17 protein-coding genes are annotated in these 15,871 nt (G+C 69.0%); 9 read left to right on the forward strand and 8 right to left on the reverse strand.

The window, feature by feature from the left end; all coding sequences use genetic code 11:
- Positions 1-48 precede the first annotated feature (48 nt).
- Complete coding sequence (locus M3Q35_RS11855; RefSeq protein WP_273941744.1) at positions 49-297, reverse strand: ROK family protein; 249 nt, start codon at positions 295-297, stop codon at positions 49-51.
- Entirely contained in the window at positions 294-1,214 is a 921-nt protein-coding gene (locus M3Q35_RS11860) for an ROK family transcriptional regulator (RefSeq protein WP_273941745.1), read from the reverse strand. The genes M3Q35_RS11855 and M3Q35_RS11860 overlap by 4 nt, the downstream gene beginning before the upstream one ends.
- 65 nt (positions 1,215-1,279) lie before the next feature.
- On the opposite strand from M3Q35_RS11860, the gene M3Q35_RS11865 reads away from it, so the two are divergent.
- Together M3Q35_RS11865 and M3Q35_RS11870 are read left to right on the forward strand one after the other, a co-directional pair.
- Entirely contained in the window at positions 1,280-2,488 is a 1,209-nt protein-coding gene (locus M3Q35_RS11865) for an MFS transporter (protein WP_273941746.1), read from the forward strand.
- Positions 2,431-2,952 (forward strand): chitosanase, encoded by a 522-nt coding sequence (locus M3Q35_RS11870; protein ID WP_273941747.1) that lies wholly within the window; start codon positions 2,431-2,433, stop codon positions 2,950-2,952. The genes M3Q35_RS11865 and M3Q35_RS11870 overlap by 58 nt, the downstream gene beginning before the upstream one ends.
- Positions 2,953-2,976: 24 nt before the next feature.
- Here M3Q35_RS11870 and M3Q35_RS11875 read toward each other — a convergent pair whose 3' ends face one another.
- Together M3Q35_RS11875 and M3Q35_RS11880 are read right to left on the reverse strand one after the other, a co-directional pair.
- Positions 2,977-4,251 (reverse strand): ABC transporter ATP-binding protein, encoded by a 1,275-nt coding sequence (locus tag M3Q35_RS11875; RefSeq protein ID WP_273941748.1) that lies wholly within the window; start codon positions 4,249-4,251, stop codon positions 2,977-2,979.
- A 9-nt stretch (positions 4,252-4,260) separates the two neighbouring features.
- Positions 4,261-5,940, reverse strand: coding sequence for an ABC transporter permease (locus tag M3Q35_RS11880; RefSeq protein ID WP_273941749.1), 1,680 nt, complete (start codon positions 5,938-5,940; stop codon positions 4,261-4,263).
- Between the two features lie 58 nt (positions 5,941-5,998).
- On the opposite strand from M3Q35_RS11880, the gene M3Q35_RS11885 reads away from it, so the two are divergent.
- A complete protein-coding gene (locus M3Q35_RS11885) occupies positions 5,999-6,133 on the forward strand; it encodes a hypothetical protein (protein ID WP_273941751.1) in 135 nt (44 codons plus the stop codon).
- A 44-nt stretch (positions 6,134-6,177) separates the two neighbouring features.
- Here the strand turns inward: M3Q35_RS11885 and M3Q35_RS11890 are convergent, their stop codons facing one another.
- Positions 6,178-7,014, reverse strand: coding sequence for an SDR family oxidoreductase (locus M3Q35_RS11890; RefSeq protein ID WP_273941752.1), 837 nt, complete (start codon positions 7,012-7,014; stop codon positions 6,178-6,180).
- A gap of 37 nt (positions 7,015-7,051) precedes the next feature.
- Between M3Q35_RS11890 and M3Q35_RS11895 the strand changes: the two genes are divergently transcribed.
- From M3Q35_RS11895 to M3Q35_RS11910, 4 genes are all read left to right on the forward strand, one after another.
- Positions 7,052-7,489, forward strand: a complete 438-nt coding sequence (locus M3Q35_RS11895; RefSeq protein WP_273941753.1) for a MarR family winged helix-turn-helix transcriptional regulator — start codon at positions 7,052-7,054, stop codon at positions 7,487-7,489.
- A gap of 120 nt (positions 7,490-7,609) precedes the next feature.
- Positions 7,610-8,056, forward strand: a complete 447-nt coding sequence (locus M3Q35_RS11900; protein ID WP_273941754.1) for a VOC family protein — start codon at positions 7,610-7,612, stop codon at positions 8,054-8,056.
- Positions 8,057-8,058: 2 nt separating this feature from the next.
- Positions 8,059-8,211: a hypothetical protein gene (locus M3Q35_RS11905; protein ID WP_273941756.1), complete on the forward strand. Its 153-nt coding sequence runs from the start codon at positions 8,059-8,061 to the stop codon at positions 8,209-8,211.
- Between the two features lie 102 nt (positions 8,212-8,313).
- Complete coding sequence (locus M3Q35_RS11910; protein ID WP_273941757.1) at positions 8,314-9,063, forward strand: SGNH/GDSL hydrolase family protein; 750 nt, start codon at positions 8,314-8,316, stop codon at positions 9,061-9,063.
- On the opposite strand, the gene M3Q35_RS11915 is transcribed toward M3Q35_RS11910, so the two are convergent.
- From M3Q35_RS11915 to M3Q35_RS11925, 3 genes are all read right to left on the reverse strand, one after another.
- On the reverse strand, positions 9,043-10,191 hold the full coding sequence (locus M3Q35_RS11915; RefSeq protein ID WP_273941758.1) for a low temperature requirement protein A: 1,149 nt from the start codon (positions 10,189-10,191) through the stop codon (positions 9,043-9,045). The genes M3Q35_RS11910 and M3Q35_RS11915 overlap by 21 nt on opposite strands.
- A gap of 212 nt (positions 10,192-10,403) precedes the next feature.
- On the reverse strand, positions 10,404-11,030 hold the full coding sequence (locus tag M3Q35_RS11920) for a DUF4360 domain-containing protein (protein WP_273941759.1): 627 nt from the start codon (positions 11,028-11,030) through the stop codon (positions 10,404-10,406).
- Between the two features lie 584 nt (positions 11,031-11,614).
- Entirely contained in the window at positions 11,615-12,730 is a 1,116-nt protein-coding gene (locus M3Q35_RS11925) for an HNH endonuclease signature motif containing protein (protein ID WP_273941760.1), read from the reverse strand.
- Positions 12,731-13,168: 438 nt separating this feature from the next.
- On the opposite strand from M3Q35_RS11925, the gene M3Q35_RS11930 reads away from it, so the two are divergent.
- Positions 13,169-13,600 carry a Fur family transcriptional regulator gene (locus M3Q35_RS11930; RefSeq protein WP_273941761.1) on the forward strand — a complete coding sequence of 144 codons (432 nt, stop codon included), beginning with the start codon at positions 13,169-13,171 and terminating at the stop codon, positions 13,598-13,600.
- A 32-nt stretch (positions 13,601-13,632) separates the two neighbouring features.
- On the forward strand, positions 13,633-15,846 hold the full coding sequence (katG, locus tag M3Q35_RS11935; RefSeq protein ID WP_273941762.1) for a catalase/peroxidase HPI: 2,214 nt from the start codon (positions 13,633-13,635) through the stop codon (positions 15,844-15,846).
- Positions 15,847-15,871: the final 25 nt, after the last annotated feature.

Here is a 15,871-nt window from a genome sequence, read left to right on the forward strand (position 1 = left end):
CAAGGTCCTCACCGGTCAGCACAAGATCGACACATTGCACAATCATGATCACGAAGTGCGGCTGGGGTGCTGGGGCTGTCGCAACAGGGCCAGCGCGCCGGTGACTTCGGCGCTGTCCCCCAGTTCCCCGCACAACACCTTCACCGCCGCCGCGGCTTGCGGGGCACTGTGCCGGTTGATCGACTCCCGTACCGACCGCGCCACGATCTCCCCCGCTGCGCCCAAAGACCCGTCCACCACGATGGCGGCCGGGTTGAGCAGCGTGCAGAAGTCGGCCAGGGCACGGCCGATGGTCAAGCCGAGGTCGCCGAGGATGCGCCGCGGGCCGGGCTCCCCGCCGCGGCCAACGTCAGCACGTCCTGGAACGTGATGTCGCGTTGGTAGGCCGGCCGGACGGCGTCGAGCAGGGCGGGACCGAGCAGCCCGCGCAGGCAGCCGCGGCCGCCGCAGTAGCACAGCGGCCCCTGCGGATCGGCCTGGAGATGGGCCAGCTCACCGGCGAAACCGTTGGCACCACGGTGAATTCGCCCGGACAGCACGATGCCCATGCCGATGGTGTTCGGCGTGACCTTGAGGTACGCCAGGCTGTCGAGCCCCTGGGCGGTGGCTTCGCCGAGGGCGGCCAGGTTGGCGTCGTTCTCGGCGATCACCGGCACGCCCAGCAGGTCTTCCAGCGCCGGCACGGGATCGGTGGACAGCCAGCCGGCGTGGGCCCACATCGGGGATTCCTCGGGCTTGGCCGCCCAGGCCGACGGCCCGGGCCGCGGCATGCCGACGCCGGGCTGGAACGGGGCCGGCACCGCCAGCACGACGCCGAGGGTGTGCGCGGGATCCCGGTCGGCCAGCCGGTGCAGCTCGGCCAGTTCCGCGGCGACGTCGGCCAGCAGCTCGGTCTGGTCCAGGTCGACCGGCCCCTCGCCGAACTGCCTGGCGAGCATGCCGCCGCCGAAGTCCGACAGCGTCGACCACAGGTGATGGCCGCTCCACCGCAGCACCGCGAACGCCCGGTCCGGCCCGGTCAGGCGGACCATCGTGCCGGGCCGCCCGACGCCGCCGGCGCTCGGCTCCGCCTCGATCACCGCGCCGCGCGCGAGCAGGTCGCCGACCAGGCCCGACATGGTCGCCTTGGACAGCCCGAGCTCACGCGCGAGCTGGGCCCGGGTCAGGCCGACCGAACGTCCGAGCAGGGCCAGTAGCCGCTGTTCCGCCTCCATTCGTTCAGACTAAACTATTGGAAGCCGTTGATAGCCTCCTCTTAGTTCATCGACGAGGGGGCGAGATGTTCGGGGCGCTGCGCCGATCCGACTTCCGGTGGTGGTTCGGCACCCAGGTGCTGTCCGCGTCCGGCACCATGACCCAGGGCGTCGCGGTGTCGTGGCTGGTGCTGCGGCTCAACTCCAACGCCCTGTTCCTGTCACTGGTCACCGTGTGCACGATGGCCCCGCTGATCCCGCTCGGACCATGGGCGGGCTCGCTGGTCGACCACGTGGACCGTCGTCGCCTGCTGATGCTGACCCAGTCCTTGCTGGCCACGCTGTCGCTACTGCTGGCCGTACTGGTCGCGACGGACACCATCCAGCTGTGGATGCTCTTCACCATCTCGTTCCTCGCCGGCTCGATCAGCGCGGTCGACGCACCGGCCAGGCAGGTGTTCGTCCGGGATCTCGTGGGCGGGCAGGGCGTGGCCAGCGCAGTGAGCCTCAACGAAGTCGTGGTCAACGTGTCGCGGGTGCTCGGCCCGTCGCTCGGCGGAGTGCTGTTGTCCACCGCCGGCATCACGTGGTGCTTCGTGGTCAACGGGCTGTCGTTCGTGGCACCGCTGATCGTGCTGCTGTTCACGGTGACGCGGTCCGAGACGATCGACCGTCCGGCTCGCGAACGCGGCGCGGTGCTGGCCGGACTTCGTTACGTCGCCGGACAACCGGCGATCCTGGCCTGCATCGTGCTGGCGGCCGCCGCAGGCATGCTTTTCAATCTCGGCGTCGCGCTACCGGTGCTGGCGACCTCGGTCTGGCATCTGGACGGCGCCGGCTTCGGCACGCTGATGGCCGCCTTCGGCATCGGCGCGCTGCCCGGGGCCGCGATGGCTGCCGCGACAACGTGGCCGACCGGGCGGCGGGTCCGGACGTTGGCCGTGGCGACCGGCCTGTCGGCCATGCTCGTCGGCTACGCCCCGCAGCCCGTGCTCGGCTACGCCGGCATGGCGCTGGCCGGGTTCACCTCGATCTGGTTCATCGCCACGGCCAACACCCTCGTGCAGCTCGACGTCGACCCGGCGATGCGGGGCCGGGTGATGGGCGTGTGGACCATGGCGCTGCCGGGCATGCTGCCCGTGACGAGCGTGCTGGCCGGAGGCATCACCGAGTGGCTCGGGCCGCAGACCGGTTTCGCCGCGTCCGGCGTGGCCGTGTTGGGCACCGTGGCCGTCGGTTGGCAGGCGCTGGGCCGCCATCGCAGTTCCGAGGACCGCTCGGCCTTGACATCGTAAGGCCCCTTTATGAACATGGGGACTCCGCCATCGCCTCGACCGGCGGCGACATGCTCGACCTGGTCGAGCACTACACCGACCTGGAGTCCGGCAACGTCCTGGCCAAGTACCTGCCGGCGCTGCGGCAGGTCAACGGCAGCGACTCGCACGCCGGTCTCGGCTCAGCCTTCACGAACGACCGGGCCACCGCCGCCGAGGACACCGTGTTCCAGCAGGCGCAGAACGACGAGCGGGACCGCGTCTACTTCGACCCGTCGGTCAGCCAGGCCAAGGCCGACGGCCTGGGCGCGCTGGGTCAGTTCGCGTACTACGACGCGATCGTCATGCACGGCCCGGGCGGCGACGGCACCTCGTTCGGCGGCATCCGGGCCACGGCCATGCGCAACGCCAGGACCCCGGCCCAGGGCGGCGACCCGCCGCTGAACTGGAAGGTCTGCGGCGACTCGTACTCCATCGACGGCTGACCTTCGAACGGGCGGCCTTCCCTTTCACGCCACCAACTTCGCCGCCGGGTCGGCCGTCAGCTGGTCGGTCCCGGCGTCGTAGTCGAACAGCTCCCCGTAGCGGCCCCAGTCGACCGCGATGTCCAGCTGCTGCTGGGCATCGGCCGCGGCGAAGCCTCTCCGCAGCACGTCAAGGAAGAACCCGGCCCGCAGGTGACCGTCGGCACGAGCCAAGGCCCGGCAGATCGTCCGGACGAGCGGGGCCCGGTCGCGGGCCTGCGCGGCGAACAACTCCTTGCTGCGCTGGATGTCCGCGGTGGTGAAGTCCTTGCCGACGCCGGTCAGCGCGAGGTCGCCGCCGGTCACCTCGACCAGCCCGAGCATGGTCGCGGCATCGACCAGCGGCAGCAGGTCGTCGATCTCGAAGTTCAGGTCCGCGGCGATATCGGGCAGGTCGACCCGACCGCCGCGGGCGTGGACGATCTCGACCAGACCGGCGAGACCACCGACCGACACCGCCGGCAGCGGCCGCGCCGTGGGCGTGGCCTCGGCCGGCTCGGGACGATCGGGTTCGCGGCCGGTGAGCAGGTCGTACAGCTTGTCCACCAGCGCCGCGAAAGTCGGCGACTTGCGGTCGCGCGGACGATCCAGGTCGACGGGCACCTCGGCGCGAATGTGGCCGGGGTTGGCGCCGAGCACGATCACCCGGTCCGCCAGCAGCACGGCCTCCTCGATGTTGTGCGTGACGATGCACACCGCCTTGGTCGGGAACTTCTGCCCGGCCCACAACGACATGAGCTCGTTACGGAGGTTCTCCGCGGTCAGCACGTCCAGTGCGGAGAACGGCTCGTCCATCAGCAGCACGTCCGGCTCCAGCACGAGCGCCCGCGCGAAGCCGACCCGCTGCCGCATACCACCGGACAACTCCTTGGGATAGGCCGACTCGAAGCCGTCCAGGCCGATCAGGTCGATGGCGGCCAGCGCCCGCTCCCGTCGCGGCTTTGCCGGAACGCCCTGCGCCGCAAGGCCGAGCTCGACATTGTCCAGCACGGTCAGCCACGGCATCAGCGCGAACGACTGGAACACCATTGCCGTGCCGGGGTTCGCGCCGTTGAGCTCCTGGCCGCGGTAGCGGACGGTGCCGTGGGTCGGCGGGATCAGGCCAGCGATGGTGCGCAGCAGCGTCGACTTGCCGGAACCGGAACGGCCCAGCAGCGCGACGATCTCACCGGCTTTGAGCTCAAGCGTGATCTCGTCGAGCACCGGCCGCCCGTCGAAGCTCTTGCTGACTTTCTCCACGGTGATCAGGCTGTCCTGCACGGGAAACTCCTAGAGGCTGAAGCGGCGCTCGGCGATGGCGTAGAGACGCCGCCAGAACAGGCGGTTGAGGCCGACGACGTAGAGGCTCATCACCGCGACGCCGATGAGGATGTGCGCCGCGTCGCCGGCGCCGGTGGCCTGCGCGATGTACGCGCCGAGGCCGGTCGCGGTCAGCGTGGTCGAGCCGTAGCTGACCACCTCGGCGACGATGGAGGCGTTCCACGCGCCGCCGGCCGCGGTGATGCCGCCGGTGACATAGCTGGCGAAAATCGCCGGCAGGATCAGCTTGCGCCACCACAGGATTCGCGGCAGCCGCAGGTTGGCCGCGGCCTCGCGCAGGTCGTTGGGGATGGCACTGGCCCCGGCGATGACGTTGAACAGGATGTACCACTGCGCGCCCAGCGCCATCAGCACGATGCCGCCCCAGTCCAGGCTGATCCCGGTCGCCACCAGCACGCCGGTGACCAGCGGGAACAGGAAGTTGGCCGGGAACGACGCGAGCACCTGCACGATCGGCTGGGCCAGCCGGGAGATCCGCGGGTTCAGCCCGATCCACACCCCTACGGGCACCCAGACCACGGTCGCCACGGCCACCAGCAGCAGCACCCGGCCGAACGTGACCAGCCCGAGCAGCAACACCTGGCCCACCTCGGCGAAGCCGGCCGTTTCGGCAATGAACGTGACCATTGTGGACAGTCCATAAACGACAGCCAGCAGGACCGCGATGCCGAACACCACGTCGCCGATGCGGCGTTTCACCGGCGAGACCCGCAGCGGGTGCTCGGCCAGGCCGAAGATCGCCATCGCCCGGTCGATCGGCGCCACCAGCCAGCCAAGCGCCCGGCCCAGCAGACGTGGAATCCGGGACCGCCGCAACAGATCCAGCACCAGGCTGCGCGGTGCCTGCGCGGATTCCGAGTCCTCGACCCGGAACCGCTCGGCCCACGCCGTCAGCGGCCGCCAGAACAGCACGTTCACGCCGACCACCAGCACGATCATCACACCGATGGCCAGCAGCACCCGGCCCAGCTCGGCGTTGGCCGTCGCGCTGGCCACGTACGCGCCGATGCCGGGCAGCGCATAGCTGTGGTTGTTCACGCTCAGCGCCTCGGACGCGACCAGGAAGAACCAGCCGCCGCCGAAGCTCATCATGCCGTTCCAGACCAGCGGGATCATGCCGCCGGGCACGTCCACCCGCCAGAACCGCTGCCACTTGGACAGCCGCAGCAGCCGCGACGCCTCGTCCAGGTCGCGCGGCTGGGACACCAGCGACTGGTAGAACGCGAAGGTCATGTTCCACGCCTGCGACGTGAAGATCGCGAACACCGACGCGCACTCCAGCCCCAGCTGCGAGCCCGGGAACAGCGCGATGAAGCCGGTGATGGTCACCGAGAGGAATCCCAGGATGGGCACCGACTGCAGGATGTCCAACACCGGCAGCAGCACCTTCTCGGCCCGGCGCAGCCGGGCCGCCGCCGTCGCGTAGACCAGCGTGAACACCACCGACAGTGCCAGCGCGGCGAACATCCGCAGCAGCGATCTCGCCGCGTAGTACGGAAGTTCGGCCGGATCGGTGGACACTGTGGACGGTGCCGTGGTCTGGTCGAACGGCACGGTGACGCCGTGCCACAGGCGCACGACGACCCACACCAGCCCGGCCGCGCCGACCAGCACGACCAGGTCGATCACGCCCCGATGGGGCCTTGACGCGGAGAAAGGGCGCAGCTGCGCCGAAAAGGTACGAACCATGAGAGCGGTCCTGTCACTGGGGCGGACATGGTCGCAGGCGCGACCGCCCCGGGACTACGTGAACTGCACCCGGGTCGCCGCGCTGCGGGGACTACTTCCGTCGCCGGTCATCCGGGTGCACCTCCTCACGTAGATCGCTGACACAGTAGACCCGACGGTCCGTCACTTCCGCAAGGTTCAGGAGATCCAGGTCTCCGTCAGGTTCTGCACCGCCGAGCCGTCGAGGTCGGCCAGCTTGAGTCCGTTGAAGCCGCGGGCGACGTCGGAGGTCTGCACGCGGAACGGCGGCTTGTCGTCGGTCAGCGCGGCGACGATGGCGTCCGCGGCCTGCTCGGAGGTCTGAGCGTTGGCGAAGGCGCCGGCGGTGCGGGCCAGGTAGCTGCGCAACTGCGGTGCGTACGGGCCGAACGCCTCCTCCTGCGCCGGGTCGTAGCCGACGTTGCTGATGAACTCACTGGCCACCGCGCCGGGCTCGACCACGGTGACGCGCACGCCGTGCGCGGCGGCGAGCGGCGCGAGGGACTCGTAGAAGCCCTCGACGGCGAACTTGGCGGCACAGTAGGACTCGTTGAACGGCTGGCCGATGACGCCGCCGACGCTGGTGATGGCCAGCAGCCGCCCGGCCGAGGCGCGCAGGTGCGGCAGGGCCGGCTTGGTCACGTTGAGCACGCCGAAGAAGTTGACCTCGAACACGTTTCGGACGTCGTCGATCGAACCCTGCTCCAGCGTGCCGAGGTGGCCCGCGCCGGCGTTGTTGATCACGGCGTCGAGCCGGCCGTAGTCCTGGACCACGCCGTCCACGCAGGCCGCCGCACCCTCGGCGTCGGTGACGTCCAGCGCGCGGACGTCGATCAGGTCGGTGACACCGGCGGTGGCGGCGGCCTCGCGCAGGGCGGTCGCCTTGCCGGTGTCGCGCATGGTCGCGACGACCCGCCAGCCGGCCTTGGCGGCGGCGATCGCCGTGGTCAGGCCGATGCCGGAGGATGTACCCGTGATGAGCACGGTGTCGGTCATGTCGCCTACTCTCTACTAGTTATCTTCCATAACCATTATGCTCCATAACTACCTGGAGGAGGACGTGGCCCTGGACACAACCGCCGAGGCGGTCGGCCTTATCGCCGCCGTCACCCGCCGCTACATGGTCGAAGCCCAGGCCGCGGCCGCCCGGCACGGGCTGACCGCGACCCAGGCCAAGGCCCTGCGCGCCGCCCGCGCACCGGTGCCCATGCGCCGCATCGCCGAGACCCTCCAGTCCGAGCCCTCCAACGTCACGCCGATTGTGGACAAGCTGGCCGAGTCCGGCCTGTTGGAACGCCGTCCCAACCCGGAGGACCGCCGCGGCAAGCTCGTCGCCGCCACCGAGGCCGGCCTGGCCGTGATCGCCGATCTCGAGGCCAACATGCCGTTCGCCCGGGATCCCCTGGCCAAACTGAGCCACGAACAGCGCCAAAACCTGCGGGATCTGCTCAGGCGCGTGCTGGAGGACTAGGGCACTGGGACCCTGGGGTCGCGCACACCAGGGTGTTCCACGGGTTCGAGCGGCCGGGTCCGGAGCGCACCCTTGGTCCAGCGGTCGTCACGAGACGGCCCCGAGTCAGGGAGTTCGACGATGGACATGAAGCTCGAGGTTGTGGTCCTGCCGGTTTCCGACGTGGACCGGGCCAAGGCCTTCTACACCCGGCTGGGCTGGCGCGAGGACGCCGACTTCCCCGGCAAGGACGGCTTCCGCGTCATCCAGCTGACCCCGCCCGGCTCGGCCGCCTCGGTCATCTTCGGGTCCAAGATCAGTGGCGCGCAGCCCGGCACCGCCCAGGGCCTGCACCTGATCGTCAGCGACGTCGAGAAGGCCCGTGCCGAGCTCGTCGACCGGGGCATCGAGGTCAGCGAGGTGTTCCACGACGCCGACGGCGTCTTCCACCACGCCAACGGCGAGAAGGACGTCGAGGGCCCGGACCCGGAGCGTCGCAGCTACTCCTCGTTCGCGCGGTTCAGCGACCCCGACGGCAACGAGTGGGTCCTCCAGGAGATCACCACCCGCCTGCCCGGACGGGAGTGACCATGAGCGCGACGTACGAGAACGCGGCCGAGCTGGCCGAGGCGCTGCGGCGGGCCGCCGCGGCCCACGGCGAGCACGAGAAGCAGCTCGGTCATGAGGACGCGGACTGGCCTTCGTGGTATGCCCAGTACATGGTCCACGAGCAGTCGGAGTGACCACGTTCGACGCCATCGGGCCGAGAACCTGACTATGAGCCCTTCCCGCACGATCGGATGGTTCGTCAGATCGGCCGACATGGTGTGTGGTACTCACATTCCATGGCTGCGATGACGGCGTTGCTGATCGGGTCGTTGTTGGTGGCGAACACGCAGGGCTCGTTCGCGCCCGAGTACGTGGCGTTGGGCGACTCGTATGCGGCCGGGGTGGGAACCGTCGGCTCCAGCGGCCAGTGTGGACGGAGCCCGGCCGCCTACCCCAGCCTGTACGCGGCGCAGCACGACCTGGTCAACGCGCACTTCGAGGCATGCAGCGGGGCCAGCACCGCCGACGTCGTCGAGTCGCAGCTGGGGGACCTGACGCCGGCGACGTCGCTCGTGAGCATCACGGTCGGCGGCACGGATGTCGGGTTCTCGGACGTGATGACGACGTGCGTGCTCAGCGGCGATGACGCTTGCGTCGATCGGGTGCACCAGGCCGAGGGAGTCGTGAACGGGCCGCTCGGCGGGAACCTGTCTTCGATGTTCCAGGCGATTCACGCTCATGCGCCGAATGCGCGGGTGATGGTCCTGGGTTATCCGCACGTGGTCGAGGAGGACGGCCCGTGTTCGTTGAGCCGGACCAAGCGGCAGGCGTTGAACGAGGGCGCGGACCAGCTGGCCGAGGTGATGCGGGATCGGGCTTCTCAGGCGGGGGCGACCTTTGTGGACGCCCGGCCGGCGTTTGCCGGGCATGGGTACTGCGCTGACGACGCGTGGATCAACGGCGTGATGTTCCCGAACGTGTCGGGGTCGTTCCACCCGAATGCGGCCGGGCAGCGCTTGGGTTATCTACCCCTCCTGGGCGGCTGACTCCCGGGCGGTTCGCTTGGCCCGCGGCAGGGTTTCGGCCGTCAGCACCAGCGTCACCAGGAACAGGGCGACCGCCGGCGGCAGCTCGTCGGCGAAGATCGTCAGGGCGGTCAGCATGATCAGGTTGGGCATGAGCCAGCCGAGGACGCGCCGGACCGAGTAGCGCATGGCCAGCCGTCCGACGACGGCGTTGTTGATCAGGTAGACGGCCATCGCGGCGGCGCACAGCCGGAGGATTTCGCCGGCGTCGTGACCCTCCGCGCCGGCCGTGACAAGTCCGTTCAGGCCGGCGGCAAAGGCCACCAGTGCCACCACCGGCAGGAAGTGCCCGATCACGAAGATCTGCACCGTCAGCCGGTACGACTCGGCGCGGCGGGCGCTCATCGTCTTCTCCGCCACCGCCGACCCGTAGTCGAAGTACAGCCACCACAGCATCGCCAGCACGGAGAACGCCGCCAGGCCCGTGATCACCGCGAGCGGTGTGCCGTGCGCGCCGGCGACCGCCGCGACGATCTGGGCGATCCCCTCGCCGAACACGATGATCATGAAGCCGCCGAAGCGTTCCACGAGATGGGTCAGCGCGATCCGCCCCGCGATCAGCCGCTCCCTGATCGACGAGCCGCCACGACGGCGCAAGACGCCGTACACCTCGATCACCAGGCCAGCGAACCACGGCACGTAGGCCCATGGCGGCTCCAGCCAGATCGAGCCCGTCCACAGCGCCGCCGACACGATGAGCGGCCAGTTCGAGCCACCCGCCGGCCACTTCCGTCCCGCGAGAATCCGGAACGCCAGCACCGCCAGCCTCGACGCCGCGTAGGCGCCGGCAAACAGCGCAGGATGCCCTTCCGCCGCCTGCTCCGCCGACGCCGCCATCACCAGCACGATCGCCATCTGGCCCAGCACGTCCAGGCGGCGCTCCGCGCCCACCTCCGCCGTGAGGTTCGTGTAGATCGTCGAGCCCACCCACACCCACCACGCCGGCAGGAACAACACCAGCAGCCGCAGCCCCGACTCCCAGCCCGGATCCGCCACAACGGAATGCGCCAGCTGCGCGATCAGCACCACGAACAACAGGTCGTAGAACAGCTCCAGCCAACCGGCGTGCCGCTCCGAACTCTCCGCCACGGCCGGATTATTTCGCGGCCGTGCGAACGTCGCCCGCCAGGGGCCGACAACGTCCGGTAATCCGCCCCCAAAGGGTGCTCGTTCGGTCAGGCGGATGCTTTTAACGGTTGGATACGCGGGTTCGGGCGGGTATGCGCCTGCCGGCCAGGTGACGGTCTGGGGGAACCGTCGCCTGGCCGGCGTTCGGGCGGATTATCCCGTGGCCTCGATGGTCAGCACTGCTTCCAGGCGAACTGGTAGGTGGTGTTGACGCTGGCGTGCGAGGTGTCCATCTCGATGAAGCTGCCGGCGCTCTTGTCGGTGGTGCTGGTGCGGAGCTCGGCGTTGATGTTGAGGTTTCGGTCGACGCCGCACGGGGCGTACACCAGGGTGGCGACGTCGGCGACATCCTGGTTGTGCCACTGGCCGTCGAACGGACCGGTCAGGCTGTGCGGCACCCGGGCCGTTGCCGCGGTGCCGGCGAAGTAGTAGTTGGCCTGTTCCAGGGCGGTGGCGCCGGCGGCGAGGTGGGCGAAGCCGGAGTAGTCGGCCTCGGCGACGGCGTAGGTGAAGCCCTGCGGGACGTGGACGAGAACGTTGATCTGGCAGTTCTTGCGCTGGTCGACGGCCGAGGCCCCGGCGCCGGTGCGGGCGACGAAGTTGTTGTAGGTCACCGTGAACGAGGTGTTGTCCTCGGAGACGACGGCCGCGGCGTCCGCGGTGCCGGCCGGGCAGCCGGAGCCGTTGATCGTTTTGATATCGAGCGTGATCTTTCCGGGCGGCGGCGACGAAGTCTGCGAATCGGTCACGGGTGTGAACAACGACAGGACGAGGCCGGCAATGGCCAACGCACCACGCATAATTCCCTCCGAAATGCGCGACAATTCGGTCGCACTGCGGAGATGAGGCTATATGATTCGATGGTGCGGGGTTGCCCACTGAATGGAGTAAAAGGTGGGGTACGCTCGCGAAGGGGCTCATCGGATGAGGGGAGGATGGGCAGGGCGGGTCGGTGGTAGGTTGGAGCGGCGGGTTGGGTTTGGTGGGGTTGTTTGGCGTCTGGGGTGGGGTTGTTTGGTTTATGGGTCGATTTGGTGTGGCGGGATGGCGGCGGTTGGGTTGGATTGGGTGGCCCGCCCGCCCGCCCTTTGCTGGGGTTGGGTTTGGTGCGCGTGCTGCGTAGTTTTCCGGGGGTTCTTCGGTTTATGGGTCGATTTGGTGTGGAGCCTCTGCGCGATGGCACAAAGGGCTGATTAAGGGCAGGCGAAGCCTGCCCTTTGCCCTGTCAATTGTACGCCATCGCGCCCCTCCACACAAAATCGACCCAATTCGGGAGTTGGCGGCGGGGGTGTGGCGGGAATGGCGGTGGCTGGGTTTTGACTCCCGCTGTGCGCCCTTTTTGTGGTGGCTGTGGGAAGTCCTTTTCCCGGTGCCCGTTCCCCGGTTAGTGCCGCATGGGGCGGGTGGTGTGGTGGCGGCCGGCCGGGGTGATCCAGTGGGTGGTGCCATCTGAATCCTGAGTCACTGTGTAGTTGTCGTGTTTGCGGTGGTGGTGCCAGGTGCAGAGCCCTTGCAGGTTGGTCGCCTCTGTGGGGCCCTCTGGCCAGGGGGTGATGTGGTCGTGTTCCTGGATGGGCAGGGTGCAGCCGGGGGCGGTGCAGGTCCCGCCGGCCCGAGCAACGGACGTCTCCTTCATCAGCGCCGTGGGCCGGTAGGTGTCGGTGCTGATCGCGGAGATCTGCTGGTACTCATCCAGCAGGAGCCCTCGGAATGGGCCGTGCATGGCCAGTTCCCGTGCTGCCTCGGCCGCGATGGGGCCGTAGCCGGCGAGCTGGCCGGGGTCGTTGGTGAGGCCGAGCAGGGTCTCCATGGAGATGGTGACGAAGGTGCGGACGTTCCAGGTGGTGTGCTTGCCCCGCAAGCGGTCCCAGAGCACATCGGAGCTTTTCTGGTCGGTGGTGCGGTCGTCCTTCGGGAGGGACTTGGCGTCGGCGCAGATCTGCTGGAACAGCTGGTGAGCCTCAGCAGCCGGGAGGATCCAGGTCAGCTTGGCCATACCGTCGGGCAAGGCCGAGAGTCCGACCTGCCGGTCGTCCTTGGCCTTGTGGCAGCGCTGCTCGTGGCCATCGGGGTCGGCCTTGGCGACCAGCGCGGTGGCCTTGCGACACACCTGAGTCCGGGTCATACCACCGGCCTGCTCGGCCAGGGCCTGGTCGACGTCGGCGACCTGGGCCGGGTCGGCGAGGTGGCGGGTCCGCTCGTGGACCGCCGCGAACCGGGCGAGGTCGATCTCGCCCCGGCGGAACCGCTCCGCCAGCGCAGGGTGAGTCTCCAGGGCGGCGGCGACCTCTTGCGACCGGGCCAGGGCCGGCTCCGAGACCTTCGTGGCCATCGCCAATTCGGTGAGGTCGTCGATGTGGTTGAGGGCCTCATGTTCGGCCCATTCACACACCGCCCGCACCTTCCGGGCCACCCCCACAAAATTGACCAGATCTTCTTGCGTCAGGCTCGCCGGATCCACACCCACCACCAGATCGAACATGGCCCCAGTGGGTTCCATGCTCTCAATCTCGCGGGTGAGTTCCATACCTTTGAGAATACTCGAACACAAGATCGAACACGAATCCCTAACGGGTGAATCCCGTCCGACGGAAAGGCTTTTCTTTCTCCCCGTCACACCGCAACACGGCAACTCTAACCAGTCGCGTGGATTTTGTGTGGAGGGGCGCGATGGCGTACAATTGACAAGCCAAGGGCAGGCTCGTCCTGCCCGCTTTTAGCCCTTGGGCCATCGCGCAGAGGCTCCACACCAAATCCACGCGACCACCCCGAATTAATCCCCCCACCCAAACCAACCCCACCCACCCATGGCAAGATGTGGATCTTGAACGCCGCACAGACCCAACCACGGGCGACCCCGCCAACCCGACACGCCAGCCCACCAGCCAGAACACCCCAAAAACTTGATTGATTCCAGATTATCCGCCAGACTGCCGCGGTGCCCACCTCCTCGGACTACGAGCGGATGCTGCGCGGGGCCGCGCTGCGGGTGACGAGGCCCCGCGTGGCGGTGCTGTCCGCGGTGCACGCCCTCCCCCACGCCGACACGGACACGATTCTCACCACCGTCCGGCGGGACCTGGCCGAGGTCTCCCACCAGGCCATCTATGACGTGCTCAAAGTCCTCACCACGGCCAACCTGGTCCGGCGCATCCAACCGGCCGGCCACGTGGCCCGCTACGAGTCCCGGGTCCGGGACAACCACCACCATGTCGTGTGCCGATCGTGCGGCGTGATCGCCGACGCGGACTGCGCGGTCGGCGCCGCACCCTGCCTGACCGCCTCGGACGATCACGGATTCACGATCGACGAGGCCGAGGTCACCTACTGGGGGCAGTGTGCGGACTGTGCCTCGGCACCGCGCCCATAACACGCCGTATCTCACGTTCCGGAAGGATTCCCGTGTCTGACAAGCCCGACGCCGTCGTTGGAGAAATGAACGATCTCAGCGCCGGCGGGTGCCCGGTCACCGGGCGGTTCAAGCACCCCACCGAGGGCGGCGTGAACAGCGACTGGTGGCCCAACCAGCTGAACCTGAAGATTCTGCGCAAGCACCCGGCCGTCGCCAACCCGATGGGCGAGGAGTTCGACTACGCGGCCGCGTTCGCCACGGTCGACCTGGACGAGCTGGCCCGCGACGTGGACGCGGTCATCACCACCTCGCAGGACTGGTGGCCGGCCGACTTCGGCCACTACGGCGGCCTGATGATCCGTATGGCCTGGCACAGCGCCGGCACGTACCGCACGCACGACGGCCGCGGTGGCGCGGGCGCCGGCATGCAGCGGTTCGCGCCGCTGAACAGCTGGCCGGACAACGCCAACCTGGACAAGGCCCGCCGCCTGCTGTGGCCGGTCAAGCAGAAGTACGGCAAGTCGATCTCCTGGGCCGACCTGATGATCTTCGCGGGCAACCGCGCGCTGGAGAGCATGGGCTTCACGACGTTCGGCTTCGCCGGCGGCCGCGCCGACGTGTGGGAGCCGGACGAGGACGTGTACTGGGGTCCGGAGACCACCTGGCTGGGCGACGAGCGCTACACCGGCGACCGCGACCTCGAGCAGCCCCTTGCCGCCGTGCAGATGGGCCTGATCTACGTCAACCCGGAGGGCCCCAACGGCAACCCGGACCCGCTGGCCTCGGCCCGCGACATCCGCGAGACGTTCGGCCGGATGGCGATGAACGACGAGGAGACCGTCGCGCTGATCGCCGGCGGCCACACCTTCGGCAAGACCCACGGCGCCGCTGACGCCGACGCCAACGTCGGCCCGGAGCCGGAGGGCGCGCCGCTGGAGGAGCAGGGCCTCGGCTGGCGCAACGCGCACGGCAGCGGCAAGGGCCGCGACGCGATCACCTCCGGCCTTGAGGTCAGCTGGACCGCCACGCCGACGCAGTGGAGCAACGGCTTCTTCGACAACCTCTTCGGCTACGACTGGGAGCTGTTCCAGTCCCCCGCCGGCGCCAACCAGTGGCGGCCGAAGGACGGCGCGGGCGCGAACACCTTCCCCGACCCGGAGACCGGTGAGCTCAACCGCACGCCCACGATGCTCACCACCGACCTGGCGCTGCGCTTCGACCCGATCTACGGGCCGATCTCCAAGCGTTTCCACGAGAACCCCGACCAGTTCGCGGACGCGTTCGCCCGCGCCTGGTTCAAGCTGACGCACCGCGACATGGGCCCGATCCAGCGCTACCTCGGCCCGCTGGTGCCGCAGGAAGAGCTGATCTGGCAGGACCGCGTGCCGGCCGTCGACCACGAGCTGGTCAACGACGCCGACATCGCCGCGCTCAAGGCGCAGATCCTCGGCACCGGCCTGTCGGTGTCGCAGCTGGTGTCGGTGGCGTGGGCGTCCGCTTCCACGTTCCGCGGCAGCGACAAGCGCGGTGGCGCCAACGGCGCGCGCATCCGCCTTGAGCCGCAGCGCACCTGGGAGGTCAACGAGCCCGACGCGCTGGCTCAGGTGCTGCGGGCCCTGGAGGGCGTGCAGTCGGCGTTCCAGGCCGGTGGCAAGAAGGTCTCGCTGGCCGACCTGATCGTGCTGGGCGGTGTCGCCGCGGTCGAGCAGGCCGCGAAGGCCGCCGGTCACGACGTGACGGTGCCGTTCACGCCGGGCCGCACCGACGCGACGGCGGAGCAGACCGACGTCGAGTCGTTCGCCGCCCTCGAGCCCGCCGCCGACGGTTTCCGCAACTACCGCGGCAAGGGCCTCCGGCTGCCGTCCGAGTACCTGCTGGTCGACCGGGCCAACCTGCTCACGCTGAGCGCGCCCGAGATGACCGTGCTGGTCGGCGGCCTGCGGGTGCTGGGCGCCAACTTCCAGCAGTCGCAGCTGGGGGTGTTCACGTCGAACGTCGGCACGCTGACCAACGACTTCTTCGTGAACCTGCTCGACATGGGCGTGCAGTGGCGCAAGGGCTCCGACGAGGAGACCTACGAGGGTGTCGACGCCAGTGGCGCGGTCAAGTGGAACGGCAGCCGGGTCGACCTGCTGTTCGGCTCCAACTCCGAGCTGCGCGCGCTGGCCGAGGTGTACGCCTCCGACGACGCCAAGGACAAGTTCGTCGCGGACTTCGTGAAGGCGTGGGCCAAGGTCATGGACCTGGACCGCTTCGACGTCTGATCCTCACAAACCGCAGGGCCGACCG

The sequence above is a fragment of the Kutzneria chonburiensis genome (genome assembly GCF_028622115.1).
Lineage (GTDB): Bacteria > Actinomycetota > Actinomycetes > Mycobacteriales > Pseudonocardiaceae > Kutzneria > Kutzneria chonburiensis.